Raw genomic sequence first — 13,355 nt, forward strand, 5'->3', positions numbered from 1 at the left:
TCAGTCCTCGATGATTGCGACAGCACGCGTCCAGCCTGCGGAAGCGGCGCGTATCTTCATCGGGAAGCAGGCGATGGTGAAGCCGGCCGAGGGTAAGACTTCGAGATTATGCAACTTTTCGAGGTGGCAATAGCCGATGTCGCGCCCAGCCTTGTGGCCTTCCCAGATGAGGCCGGGATTCCCCGTCTCCAGGTATTTCTCCCGCGTATGGACGAACGGAGCATCCCAGCTCCAGCCGTCGGTACCTGTCAGGCGAACGCCGCGCTCGAGCAGGTACATCGTGGCCTCGTAACCCATGCCGCAGCCGGCGGTCACATAGTCGTCCTGCCCGTAGCGCTTACCTGCAGCCGTGTTGACGACAATGATTTCGAGCGGTGAGAGCCTGTGACCAATCCGGTCCAGCTCCGCTTCGACATCGGCAGCCGTCACGACATAACCGTCATCGAAATGGCGGAAATCGAGCTTCACGCCCGGCTGAAAGCACCAGTCGAGCGGCACCTCATCGATCGTGATGGCGCGCTCGCCCTTGTTCATCGTCGAGGCGAAATGCCAGGGCGCGTCCAGATGCGTGCCATTATGCGTGATGAGCTCGATCCGCTCGATCGCCCAGGCCTCACCATCTGGTAGATCCTCGGGTTTCAGGCCCGGAAAGAACCCCGCCAGATCGGGCACGGACGTCTTGTGATCGATATAGTCGATCTTCGGGCGGAACGGAGGCGGATCGGAAATCACGTCGTTTTCGAGATAGATTGAGAGATCGATGATCTTGCGCCCCATGATCAGAACTCCACCCTGTCGCCGCCCTTCAGGCCCAGAATCTCGCGGGCCTCGGCGGGTGTCGCAGCTTCATGGCCCATTTCGGCGAGGATACGCCTGATCTTCTCGACCTGCTCGGCATTGGATGCGGCGAGCACGCCGCGCTCGATGAACAGGCTGTCCTCCAGACCCACCCGGACGTGGCCGCCCAGTAGCGCAGCCTGGGTGAGGAACGGCATCTGGTGCCGCCCCGCGGCAAGCACAGACCATTGATAGCTGCCCTTGCCGAACAGCCGATCGCAAGTCTGCTTCATAAACATGAGGTTATCGAGATCAGCGCCGATTCCGCCCAGAATGCCGAACACCATCTGAACGAAGAAACCCGGCTTCACCAACCCCCGATCGAGGAAATGGGCAAGCGTGTAGAGATGGCCAACATCGTAGCATTCGTGCTCAAAGCGCGTGCCCGCGTCCGCCATCGTTTCCAGAATATAGGCAATGTCGCGGAAGGTGTTTCGGAAGATATAGTCATCCGAATTCTTCACATAGGCCTCTTCCCACGGATGCTTCCAGCTCTTGATCCGCGCCGCTGCAGGAAAGAAGGCGAAGTTGATCGATCCCATGTTCAGGGAGGCGATCTCGGGTTTAAACCGCGCAGCCGCCGCCAGCCGCTCCGCCACGGTCATTGTGACGGCGCCGCCCGTCGTGATGTTGATCACGGCGTCGGTCGCCTGTCTGATGACGGGGAGGAAGCGCGCATAGACGTCGGGATCGCCCGTCGGACGCCCGTCCTCTGGAACGCGCGCATGAAGGTGCAGGATCGCCGCGCCCGCCTCGGCGGCTGCGATCGACTGGTCGGCGATCTGCTGCGGCGTCAGCGGTAGCGCATCCGACATGCTGGGAACGTGCGCGCTGCCCGTCACCGCGCAGGAAATGATGATCTTCGCCATTATCCGGCTACCTGTTCGTCTTTGATAAGCTTGCGAAGGATGCGCCGCGCGCGCACCGCCCCGGCGTCACCTTCGAGAATGACCGGATGTAGATCCCAGAAGTCCTCACCGCCGATGGCACCGTGCTGCGCCATGATCATCGGCTTGTCCTGCTGTTCGAACGCAATCTGGAACCCCTCATCAAGCGCCGCGTGCAAGGCTTCGTCGTCGAGCCGGAAATCGCGGGCGTTTGACCAGAAATAATGGGTACTTTCGTCCGTTTCGGGGGTCATCAGATGCACGCCAGGCGTTTCCCGGCCGATCCGTTCGGGCTCGCCAGCAGCCGTCACGCCGACGACAAGCTGCATGTTACCGGGCGGATACCAGGTCACGTCGAGCCAGCGATCCACCGGTTCGCCGCTGGTCTCGTAAAGCACTTCGAGCGCCATCGGCAGGATCTCGTTGCGCGTCAGCCGATTGGAATGAACGACGTTTCCCTCCTGCGCCACGTCGACTTCCGCATGGCGTATGGCTTCGCTGCCGAGGAGCCCTTTGTGAAGGAACTCGATGTGACCGAGGTCCATGATATTGTCGGTCATGTATTCGTAATTGGCGGGCGTATGCATATAGCCGCGGTTGATTGCGAAGCGACCGGGATCAAGGCCCACGAGATCGGGAATCGTCGACGGATCCGCCTTGCCTGGCTCGCCCATCCATATCCACGCCAGCATGTGCCGCTCGGCAACGGGGTAAGTCTGGACTTTGGCATTGGGCGGGACCTGCCCGCCGCCGTGCGGGTTCAGCACGCACTGCCCGTTCAGATTGAATTTCAGCCCGTGATAGGCGCATTCGATCACGTCGCCGACCCGTTCTCCCAGGCTGAGAGGCGCGAAACGGTGCGGGCAACGGTTGCGCATCGCACGCAGCGTACCGTCACTGCCGCGCGCCAGCAGGACGTCCTCGTTCAGAATACGCCGGTTGAACGTACCTTCGTCGGGAACCTCATCGCTCCACGCAGCGACGTACCAGCAATTTCGGAGGAAGGGCATGTCCGTCTCCTCAGTATTCGGCCATCAAGGCATGCGTGGCACGATGCAGCAAACCGCCCTGGTCTGCATCCGGATTGTGGACTCCGCGCCACTCCTCCAGCTCCCACTCCACGAGTTGGTCGCAGGTATCGACCACATATTTTACCCGGCTGAAACGGCGACGCATGAACTCCGCCAGCGCGGCATCCAGCGATTCCGCGCCACCGAGAAGCTCACCGAGAAGGACGGCATCCTCAATGGCCATCGCCGCGCCTTGCGCGAGGTGCGGCGTGGTGGAATGCGCGGCGTCCCCGGCGAGCAGGATACGCCCCCTGTACCAGGGATCGTCGACCAGATGGTTCATCATCGGCCGATAGACAACGCTAGCCGGATCAGTGATGAGCTGGGATAGGCGCGCGATCGGCCCGGCATAACCGTTGAGGCGCGAGCGCATCTCCTCCGCTGCGGTAGGACCGTCATACCAGCGGCTGTCGGCCTCCGCCGTCACGATGAACATGTACATGAGTGTGGGCGACATCGGCACGAGGCCAACCTTGGTCTCGGGCCCGAAGTAGACTTTGCCCGTATCGACATCCTCCGTTCGCTCAAAATTGTACCGCCACACACCTTGGCCGTTGAAGCGCGGTTTGTAGGTGTCGCCGAACAGCATTCGGCGGGTTTCTGAAAACACGCCATCGTAACCGACGACCAGGTCGTACCGGCGCACGCTGCCATCGCTAAAGGTTACGTCGACCCCCGATCCATCGTCGCGAAATGAGATCGCGGTGGTGCCGAGACGGATATCCGTCCCCACCTCCTCCGCGCCCCGGATCAGGATATCATGCAGTCTCGGCCGAGTGATCCCGTTGTTGGACGGTAGATGAGGCGCCGCGCTGTTGTCACCGGGGGGATCGAGCAGGACATTGCCGTTCGCGTCGTGAATGCGCCAGCCGCCGAAAGCACCTCCCTGCTCCAGGCAGCGCTGCGCCAGTCCGACGCGGTCGAGTGCCCGCAGGGCATTGTTCGGCTGGATGATCCCGACGCCATAGACGGTCCAGCGCGGTTCACGTTCGATCAGATCGACCGCGATGCCCCGCTGTCGCAACGCGCGCGCCGCAACCAGTCCGCCGATGCCGCCGCCGATGAGCAGGGCTTTCTCGATAACGGCCATTACTGCTTGCCCCCGGGCACCTGCGGCGTCTCTTCTGTCATGTAGCGGACGTTCCAGGCTGGCGGCTGCTGGAGGAAAGGCGGCAGGTTGTGAACGAAATGCGCGAAGCCGAAGAGCGGCTCCTGCCAGTCACGCGGGACCCAGTTGTCGTCCACATAGTCGGCATCGGCGCCGTATTCCGCCTCCCCGCCAGCGGGACAGGGTAGATAGTAAAAAAGCGCTGAGTCGATGCGGTGTCGGCCAAGCCCGAGGTGCGAATGCGCCCAGCCCTTGCGAACCATGTGGTTCGCGCCGGCCATGATCTCGTCGATATCTTCCACGCCGAAATTCGCGTGATGGAAGCGCAGCTTGCCGTCCATGTCGGGGAATGGCGCATTGGCGTTGAGCAGAAACAGATTGTGATGATTGTTCGATCCGTCACAGCGAAGATACATGCCGAACCCGCGCTGACTGTCCGACAGACGAAAACCGAGCTCGTCGCGCATGAAGGCATAGCCGGCTTCATAATCGGGCACAGCGAAGACGACATGCGAGATCACCTTTGGACGTGCCCGTTCCCGCCATTTTCGATGCTGGTTGAGCCGATTGATGCGACCGGGCGCATTCACCGGATCGGGTGCATAAACGACCGGCTTCCGGTTGAAATGCCGCAGCCCCATAGCAAGCCCGAAACTGGTGTGGAAACGGACGGTTCCCTCCGCGTCACGCCGCACATCGCAGGATTTCGCGAGGCTGGCCGCGAGCGCTTCCAGCGCATCCGGCGTATCCACGCCCCAGACGACTTCCCTCACCCCGATGCCTTCCATCGCCGTGGCGGGCAGCGCGGGGTCCTTGCGGTGGCGGATGACGACGCTCGACCCTTCGTTCAGCACGAAGTGCCCGAGGGTTTCGGACCGCTCTTTCAGAGGCAGCCCGAAATCCTCGAAGAAACGCGTGGCAGACGCGACATCGTCGACGCCGTAAATCAAAGACTCGATACCCGTGATCGCCATTGCAGCCTCAGAATTTCACTTTGAAGTCGACACCGTAAGTGCGCGGATCGCGCAGATAGGTGAGGCGCGGATATCCCCAGAAATCCGCGGAGATGAGCTGGTTCGAAACGATCGTCCGATTGGTGAGGTTTCGGCCCCAGAGCGTTACCGTCCACCACTGACCGCTATCGTAGGTCAGGGACGCGTTATAGGTCTCGTAGGAGGACTGATAGGACCCGCTGTGCTCGTACGGGTCGAAGAACATATCGCCCGAAAAGAAGACATCGCCGTTGACGCTGAACATTGAAGCATCGCCGATCGGGATGTCGTATTGCGCGCCGATCCGTGCCGTATACTCGGCAGAACCTGGCAGGCGGTTGCCTGCGAGCGAGATCGGGCCTGCAGCTGGGTTGAGCGGATCGGGCGTGGTGAAACTGTCGAACTTCGCATCCAGAAGCCCGAGCGAGGCATCGATACGCAACCGATTCGTGGGTCGCGCGGTGAGTTCGAATTCGATGCCCTTGATCGTCGATTTTCCGGCATTCTCCTCCACGGTCTGCGCGCCCACGATGCGGGTCACAACCATGTCCTTGTAATCATACCAGAAGGCGGCGACATTCGCGGTCAAACGGCGATCGAAGAGTTGCGCCTTGGCTCCGACTTCGTAGCTCAACAGCTTCTCGGGATCGACGCCAGGTCCCGGCACGCCGATCGTGAAGCCTCCGCTCTTGAAGCCCTTAGAAACGCCGCCATAGAGCGTGAGATTATCCGAAGGTTCGAACTGCAGCGTGGCCTTCGGCGTAAACGCGTTGAAGCTCTTGCGTCCGCCTGTCGGAATTGGGTCAAATGGCGCGGTAAACACGCCCTCGGACGTACGCTTCTCATGGCTGTAGCGTGCACCGAGCACGAGCTTGAGTGTAGGCACGAACTCCCACGAACCGTGCGCGAACACGGCATAGGCCTTCGTGTCACCGGTCCCGCGCTGGTCGAACTGCGCGGCTGGATCGAAAAACAGCGGAATATGAATGAAGCCATCGACCTTTTCGGTGAAGTAGTAGCCGCCGAGAATGAAATCCCACCCGGTGCCGTCAGCGAGAAGCTGGACCTCCTCGCTGAACTGGTGCTGTTTTTCGAGCTGTGAAATCGCGCCCATCGACGGATTCGTACCAATCAGCTCATCAAGTGCGGTGAAGCGCGATTTGCGATAGGCGGTGATCGACCTCAGCGATATGTTGTCGGCGACGTCGAGCGTCGCCGTTCCCTGGATACCCCAGGCCCGGATCGTCCGGTTCGGATCGACGCCGGAAACGACGTTGCGGATGCGGCTGGGGAAATTTCCGAAGGCCTCGGCAAGCGTCAGCGCGCCGGGGATGCCGCTGCCGGCCTGATGAACGACGCCCCACGCGTCGTCAGCATGAAAATAATCGGCGATGATCTCGATCGAAAGGGGTTCGCTCGGTGTCAACTCGACCGTCAGCCTGCCTGCCTGTTCCTTCCGGTTATCGACGTCCCTACCAGTCGCGTCGTTCTTTCCGTAACCGCCACGGTCCACGATGAACCCGGCCGCGCGGACCGAAACCTTGTCGGGCACCACCGCCCCGCCAACGCCGAATTCACCTTGTACCAGTCCGTAGTTTCCGATGCTGAGTGTGGCATTCGCGGAAAATTCGTCGCTTGGCTTGCGCGTGATGACATTGATTGACCCGCCCGTGGCGTTGCGCCCGTAGAGATCGCCCTGTGGACCGCGGACGACCTCGATCCGGTCAACATCGAAATAGCTCATGACCTGTGCACGGGGGCGGGCGACGTAGACACCATTAGCGTGGTAGGCGACGTTGCTGTCGATGCCGAGCCCAAGGAAATTGTTCCCGACGCCGCGTAGATAGATGTAAGTCACGCCGCTATTGGTCTGCAGGTTGAAGTTCGGCACGGTGGCACCGAGTTGCAGTGGATTGCTGACGCCCAATCGGTCAAGCGCTGCGCCGCCGACTGCGGAAACCGCCAGCGGCACATCCTGCACGCTTTCGGATCGCTTTTGCGCGGTGACGATGATCTCGTCCACGCCCAATCCATCCTTGGACTCGGATTCCTTATCGATCTGGGCTTGAACGGCACTCGGCCATGCAAGAGCGACAATGCCCGCAATTGTGCGGAAACGAATCGATCGTTTCATTGTTTATCACCTCCCTCAAGTTTTTCTTATTGAGGGAGAGCATGAAGTCGGGTCCGGTCAGGCGGAAACTATATCGGCGGATGCCTCATACAAATTTCAGTTGTACCTGCGAGGCGGCTCCTCCCCGAGTTCACCGATGACGCGTTCAAACGCCTCTCTTATAAAAACCCGGGCGGGGTCCTGCTCCGTGCGTTCGTGCCAGAATAAAATTTCCTGTAGGAGCGGCAGTTTCATTGGACACTCCGCGACGGCAAGGCCAAGACGCGGCGCAAGAGTATTGGCAAGGCGGCGCTGCGATGTCGCCACAAGAGGTGTGCCGGGAAGCATAAAGATTTGCGCGGCGAAATTGGGCACCATCACTGCGATGTTGAAATCGGTCTTTGTCGCCGCCCACGCACTCTCGACAATCGTTTTCAGATCCTCGCCGAAATCCACGGTATTGTGACGTGCCTTTCGATATGTTCCGAGTGACATGCCATTGGCAATATCGACGTGGGCGGGATCAGCAACGCAGACGAAATCATCGCGAAAGAGTGGCATCGTGCGGATATGTCGGCTGGGCCGATGCGAACCATAAAGACGCATGTCATGCGCAGTGAGACAGAAATCGAGTTCTCCCATCTCGAGCCGTTCGAAACTCGCAGGGGCCAGCGTTTCGACCATGCACCGCAATTGTGGCGCCGTCATTGTCAGATGCTGAATAAGGTGAGGCAGGACAACATGGAGGCAATAGTCACTCATGGCGATGCGCCATGTGAAGGCTGCAGTCGCCGGGTCGAACCGGGGCCGCGTTCTGAGCGCTGTCTGCACATTCAGCAGCGCCTCGCGGACGGGCATGACAAGGGAAATAGCGAGCGGCGTAAGTTCCAGGTTGCGCCCCACACGCGTCAGCAATTCGTCATTGAAATGCCGCCGTAGACGTTGCAGTGAGCTGCTCGCGGCCTGTTGGGTTACGCACAGTCGCGCGGCCGCACGGGTGACGTTGCGTTCAGCCAGCAATATGTCAAGCGCGCGCAATAGATTGAGGTCAAAATGACTAAGCTGCATTCTTGACCCTCCTCCCCGATTGTCCAAATCGTCAAGAACCCATGTCATGCCTAGACGAGAGCGTGCAATTTCTCAATCAAGTCATGTACGCGCGCAAAGACGAGAGGGCGTGCGACCTTGAATCAACGGCTGCATTCCGATGCCGGGCATGATGAAGCCTCTTCGAAAATTGAAGTTTGCAGGAGTGACGCGGTATGCTCGCTACCAAGGGCGATGTCGGCGCCATTGACGAAGGCAGCCTCTGGCAAGCGAAAAAGGCGACGGCATCACCACGGTGACCACGTGGCAACCGCACGGTGCCCGCGCCTTTCTCTCCGGCATCCGCAAGAAGGGGGAACCCCTGCAGCGCGATACCCGCCGCGACGGTACGATCTGCTACAAGCTCATGGAGGCGCCGCGACCGCCGCACATCGGAACTGCAGGACCGGCGCCAGCTTGGGCGGCTGGTCAAACTCTCCGGCTATCGCCGTCGATCATCGAACACATTCACACCGGTGATATACCGCGCGGCCTCACGCACTCACGGCTGCTTGAAGCCGATCTTCCGCTCGACTGGGACGAGCAGGAGCGCGCTCGGCTTCTGCTGAGCGCATCTTCCCTCGCTTCACCTCAGCATCACGAAATTCGCCGTGCGCGAATTTAATGCGCCGCAGAGACAAGCGGCGAAAATCGCACGAATTACGCAGTAGAGACACGTCTCTGAATATCGGCCGCAACACCTGGCCCCGCAAACGCCGCAGAACTGCGGCCCTCTCGGGCCGCTCACCCAGAGAACGCGAAATCCAAAGTTTTTGGAAAATGTATGGTGCGTAGCGCAGTCCGGAGGTAATAGGTCTCGGTCCCTGTTTTGCCTGTTTTCCCCTGTTTTTTTTATTGAAACAGGCGCACACTTACAGGTCACCTGCTCAGGCTGCCCAGAATACAGTCAGTTCCGGCAATTCCACCCGGTGCTTCAACGCCCGTAGAAACAGGACTGTAACAGGACGCTATCAGGCAGCATCATGGTGCAGTTGCGCCTTGTAGCTAACCGCCAATCCGATATCATAACGCCATCCGGGCCGAGGCAGGCCAACAGGGCTGTAACGCGGCAGGCTCCGACGATCGGCGATGCGGAGCAAGGGCGGCAGTGCTGGAGCCATTCCCATTCAGCGAGGCCTGCCATGACTCCATTGAATCTCGCCCCTTATCGGCTTGATCCACCAGAAATTGCCGCGTTTCTGCACATTCTCCTCGCATACCCGACTGTAAAACCAGAGCGCACCAAGAAGCTGATCGAGTCGATACGTTCGGACCGATTCGCGATGCTGCGCCATGATGCTCCCGATGAAGCCCCGCTCCTGCTCGAGCAATTTCCAGCCCTGGCCGGTGGTAATCGTACAGAGCGCAAGGGAATCATTGCGAATTTCGAAGAGGCGCAACGCGTGGGGGCGGTTGTATTGGTCCTGATCAGGGACACGGTGCCCAGCTTGCATCCGCGAACCGGCGGCAAGCGCATAAGCATCGACTTTGCAACGCGAGCACTCTGGCCAAGATTGCCCGGTGAAGACCGGGAAAGGTATGAATACCGGCTTCATGACATCGAGCGACGCCAGATTCGGCCACGTTACCCCTTCGCCCATCTCGCTGCTGCGCTCGCCTATCTCGCCAGGGAACGGGCTGCCAGCGGGAAAGACATGGCGTTTTACTATACCGACCTCGGATTCCTGCGCCGCTGGGTCGCAAAGGCAAATGAAATCGCGGGATACATCAGGGCGACCGGCGGACTTGAACGCATGGCCGAACAACTCGTCGACATCGATTGGCAGGAGTGCCGTACAGGTTTCTGCCCCTCGACGGGTATCCTGATGCGCTATTGATAGATGGCTCCTCGAGCGATGGAGCCACCGATGCCTACACGTTCACCCCTCAGTATCCGTTACGTCCACCCCGATACCCTGCAAGCGGACCCGCGCAATGCCCGGACACGCGGCAAGCATCACGTGAAGCTGCTTGCAAGGAGCATCAAGGCGTTCGGCTTCAACGTGCCCATCGCCATCGACGAGAAGGGCCGGGTGGTTGCAGGCCACGCGCGCCTCGAGGCGGCAAAGCTGCTGGGGCTCACCGACGTCCCGGTTATCTGCCTTTCCCACCTCGGCGAGAAACAGCGGCTTGCCTTCATGGTCGCCGATAATCGGCTCCATGACCTCAGCCGCTGGAACCAGAAGAACCTTGCATCCATCCTGCTCGAGCTCTCGGAAGCCGAACTCGACTTCGACATTGAGCTGACCGGCTTTTCGGTCGGCGAGATCGATCTCATCGTGAACCCGGAGGACGAGCCGGATGACAACAGCAACGCGCTCCCCGAGCCCGGACCTGCCGTCACGGTGCTGGGCGACCTTTGGCGCCTTGGTAAACACCGCGTCCTTTGCGCCGATGCCCTGTCATCCATGAGCCTGGCGACGCTGATGGGCGATGAACAGGCCGACACGGTGGTGACGGATCCACCCTTCAACGTTCCGACAAAGGGGCACATCGGTGGGCTCGGCAGGATCCAGCACGAGGAGTTCGTGCAGGCCGCGGGCGAGATGAGCGAAGCCGAGTTCACCGCGTTCCTGCAGGCCACCATGCAAAATGTCGTCGCCGTCTCGCGGGATGGCTCGCTGCACTACTGGGCAATGGACTGGCGGCACCAGTTCGAGCTGATGAGCGCAGCGCGTGCCGTCTACGACGAGCAAGTCAATCTCTGTGCGTGGGTGAAGACCGCGCCCGGCATGGGCTCCCTCTATCGCAGCCAGCACGAGCTGTTCAGCGTCTGGCGCAAGGGCAAGACACGGCACCGCAACAACGTCCAGCTCGGCCGTTTCGGGCGGTCTCGTTCCAACGTCTGGAGCTATCCAGGTGCCAACAGCTTCAGCCGGGCGAGCGACGAGGGCAATCTCCTTGCCCTGCACCCGACCGTAAAACCGGTCGCGCTTGTTGCGGACATCCTGCTCGACTGCACAAAGCGCGGCGACATCGTGCTCGACCCGTTCCTCGGCAGCGGGTCGACGATCATCGCGGCGGAGAAGGTCGGCCGGCAGGCCTGCGGCCTCGAACTGAAGCCGGCCTTCGTCGATGTCATCGTCCGGCGCTGGCAGCGCTGGTCGGGAGAAAAGGCGCGCCGGGCTGACGGCACCCTGTTCGATGACCTCGAGGCGGCAGCTCCCGGGGAATAGCGTGCAGGTTTCTGCCCCTGTCGGTGACCGGACAGCTCTCACATCCCCAGACAGGGCTAACGCATCAGCCCCTGAAGGAGAATTTTCATGATCGATAAGAGGGACGAGAAAGGGCGGTTCAGGAAGGGCGCCTGTCCTAACCCCAAAGGCCGCCCGCGCAAGGACAGGAGCGTCAGTGCGGCCATTCTGACCGCCGCCGACGCGAAGGTAACCGCCACCGAGAACGGCAAGCGTCGCAAGATCCGCAAGATCGACGCAACCGCGGCGCAGATCGCCAACAAGGGCGCCGCTGGCGACATCCGGGCCGGCAAGCTGCTCCTTGACCTCGCGGCCCGCAGCGAAGGGGAGAGGCAGTCCGCGGCACCGGCGGACGCTCCGCTGACGCCTGACGACCAGCAAATCGTCGAGTGGTTTCTCGCAGAATACCGCAAGCACCTCGCGGAGAACCCCGCATGAAATCCCTGACCTATGACACGTTCGACCCAATAACCCGGAGATTTCTTGCTATATTCCTCCGGCGCGTATTCGCCGAGCTTCATCCCGGCGCCGCGTTCCAGGACAACTTCCACATCCATGTCATCATGGAGGAGCTCGAAGCACTCCGGCATGACCGGAACCGGAGGCTGGCAGTGGCCATGCCGCCGCGCAGCCTCAAGTCGATCATCATCTCGGTGGCGTTCGTCGCTTGGCTGCTCGGCCATGACCCGAAGCTGAAGATCATTTGCGTCAGCTACGGACAGGAGCTCGCCGACAAGCTCGCCAGCGACTGCCGGCAGATAATGCAGGCAGGCTGGTACCAACGCCTGTTCCCCGGCACCCGCCTCAGGCAGGGGCGTCAGTCCCTCGCAAACTTCGAGACCACGGCCGGTGGCGGCCGGTTCTCGACTTCGGTCGGCGGGACGCTGACCGGGTTCGGAGCCGACTGGATCATCCTCGATGATCCGATGAAACCCTCGGAGGCGCTCTCCGACACTGAGCGGTCCACGACCAACAACTGGATCCAGCACACGCTGTTCACCCGGCTCAATGACAAGCGCACCGGACGGATCATCATCGTCATGCAGCGGCTGCACGAGGACGACGTGATCGGCAACCTGTTGGGAAAGACCGCATGACCACGAGGAGAAAGTACCATGATGGAGTTCAGGCTCCTGTCCTTTGCTGCCATTGCGCAGGAGGACGAGGAATACGACTATGCGACACCGTTCGGCCGGCGCCGCCATGTGCGCCGTGCCGGGGAAGCCCTGCACCCGGAACGGGAACCGCTGGAGGTGCTCGAGGAGCAGAAACGATGGCTCAGCAGCGCCTTCTTCTCGGCACAATACTTGCAGGAGCCCGTTCCGCTCGAGGGCAATCTCGTGAAACGGAGCTGGCTCAGGCACTATATGCCGTTCGAGATCATGGCCCCCGACCGGGTGATCCAGTCGTGGGACACGGCATCGAAGGCCGGGCAGCTTAACGACTACAGCGTCTGCACGACGTGGGGCCAGAAGGACAATCGCATTTACCTTCTCGATGTCGTGCGCGAGAAGCTCGACTTCCCGGCGCTGAAGCGCCGGGTCATCGACGAGGCCGATCGTCACGGGGCGGAGCTCGTGCTCATCGAGGACAAGGGCTCGGGCATCGGCCTTTTGCAGGAACTGCAGTCTTCCGGATTCTGGAAAGGGAGGGCCGTGCAGCCGGTGGCTGACAAGATCACCCGCCTTGCCGGCGTCTCGGCGATGATCGAGGGCGGGTGCGTGCACCTCCCCCAGCACGCGCTCTGGCTCGAGGACTATGTCCACGAACTCTGCGGGTTCCCGGGGCTCCGGCATGACGACCAGGTGGATTCCACCTCGCAGGCGCTCGCGTGGTTCCGCGAGGAGGGAAACCCGGGCGGGCTCTATCACTTCTACAGGCAACAGCATGAACAGCGCCGTGCCTATGCTGAGGATCGCACGATCCTGCTGCGGGCAACCGATGGCATCAGCCACGTCGAACTCGATGGCAAAAATGTCCTCATTGGCCCGGACAGGACCATCTGGGTCACACCCCAGCAGGCCGGCGCACTGATGCAGAGAGGGTTCATTCGATTGCGGGAATAGCC

Annotated in this window: 12 protein-coding genes; 5 read left to right on the plus strand and 7 right to left on the minus strand. The window is 60.9% G+C overall.

Annotated elements, in window-relative coordinates:
• From AAC014_RS07545 to AAC014_RS07575, 7 genes are all read right to left on the minus strand, one after another.
• On the minus strand, window positions 1–777 hold the full coding sequence (locus AAC014_RS07545) for a cyclase family protein (protein WP_339706336.1): 777 nt from the start codon (window positions 775–777) through the stop codon (window positions 1–3).
• A gap of 2 nt (window positions 778–779) precedes the next feature.
• Complete coding sequence (locus AAC014_RS07550) at window positions 780–1,706, minus strand: 3-keto-5-aminohexanoate cleavage protein (RefSeq protein WP_339706339.1); 927 nt, start codon at window positions 1,704–1,706, stop codon at window positions 780–782.
• A complete protein-coding gene (locus tag AAC014_RS07555; RefSeq protein ID WP_339706342.1) occupies window positions 1,706–2,734 on the minus strand; it encodes an aromatic ring-hydroxylating dioxygenase subunit alpha in 1,029 nt (342 codons plus the stop codon). The genes AAC014_RS07550 and AAC014_RS07555 overlap by 1 nt, the downstream gene beginning before the upstream one ends.
• A 10-nt stretch (window positions 2,735–2,744) precedes the next feature.
• Window positions 2,745–3,884, minus strand: coding sequence for an FAD-dependent oxidoreductase (locus AAC014_RS07560; RefSeq protein ID WP_339706345.1), 1,140 nt, complete (start codon window positions 3,882–3,884; stop codon window positions 2,745–2,747).
• Window positions 3,884–4,876 (minus strand): VOC family protein, encoded by a 993-nt coding sequence (locus tag AAC014_RS07565; RefSeq protein ID WP_339706348.1) that lies wholly within the window; start codon window positions 4,874–4,876, stop codon window positions 3,884–3,886. Before AAC014_RS07565 ends, AAC014_RS07560 begins: the two co-directional genes overlap by 1 nt.
• 7 nt (window positions 4,877–4,883) lie before the next feature.
• Window positions 4,884–7,028, minus strand: coding sequence for a TonB-dependent receptor (locus tag AAC014_RS07570; protein WP_339706351.1), 2,145 nt, complete (start codon window positions 7,026–7,028; stop codon window positions 4,884–4,886).
• A 96-nt stretch (window positions 7,029–7,124) separates the two neighbouring features.
• Entirely contained in the window at window positions 7,125–8,075 is a 951-nt protein-coding gene (locus tag AAC014_RS07575) for a LysR family transcriptional regulator (protein WP_339706354.1), read from the minus strand.
• Between the two features lie 1,160 nt (window positions 8,076–9,235).
• On the opposite strand from AAC014_RS07575, the gene AAC014_RS07580 reads away from it, so the two are divergent.
• The 5 genes from AAC014_RS07580 to terL all read left to right on the plus strand — a co-directional run bounded on the left by AAC014_RS07580 (window position 9,236) and on the right by terL (window position 13,353).
• Window positions 9,236–9,931 (plus strand): hypothetical protein, encoded by a 696-nt coding sequence (locus AAC014_RS07580; RefSeq protein WP_339706357.1) that lies wholly within the window; start codon window positions 9,236–9,238, stop codon window positions 9,929–9,931.
• A 30-nt stretch (window positions 9,932–9,961) separates the two neighbouring features.
• Window positions 9,962–11,269 carry a DNA methyltransferase gene (locus AAC014_RS07585; protein WP_339706360.1) on the plus strand — a complete coding sequence of 436 codons (1,308 nt, stop codon included), beginning with the start codon at window positions 9,962–9,964 and terminating at the stop codon, window positions 11,267–11,269.
• An 87-nt stretch (window positions 11,270–11,356) separates the two neighbouring features.
• On the plus strand, window positions 11,357–11,725 hold the full coding sequence (locus AAC014_RS07590) for a DUF5681 domain-containing protein (protein WP_339706363.1): 369 nt from the start codon (window positions 11,357–11,359) through the stop codon (window positions 11,723–11,725).
• Window positions 11,722–12,384 carry a hypothetical protein gene (locus AAC014_RS07595; protein ID WP_339706366.1) on the plus strand — a complete coding sequence of 221 codons (663 nt, stop codon included), beginning with the start codon at window positions 11,722–11,724 and terminating at the stop codon, window positions 12,382–12,384. The genes AAC014_RS07590 and AAC014_RS07595 overlap by 4 nt, the downstream gene beginning before the upstream one ends.
• 18 nt (window positions 12,385–12,402) lie before the next feature.
• Entirely contained in the window at window positions 12,403–13,353 is a 951-nt protein-coding gene (terL, locus tag AAC014_RS07600; protein WP_339706369.1) for a phage terminase large subunit, read from the plus strand.
• The last annotated feature ends 2 nt before the right edge of the window (window positions 13,354–13,355 follow it).

The organism is uncultured Sphingosinicella sp. (genome assembly GCF_963974575.1).
GTDB lineage: Bacteria > Pseudomonadota > Alphaproteobacteria > Sphingomonadales > Sphingomonadaceae > Sphingosinicella.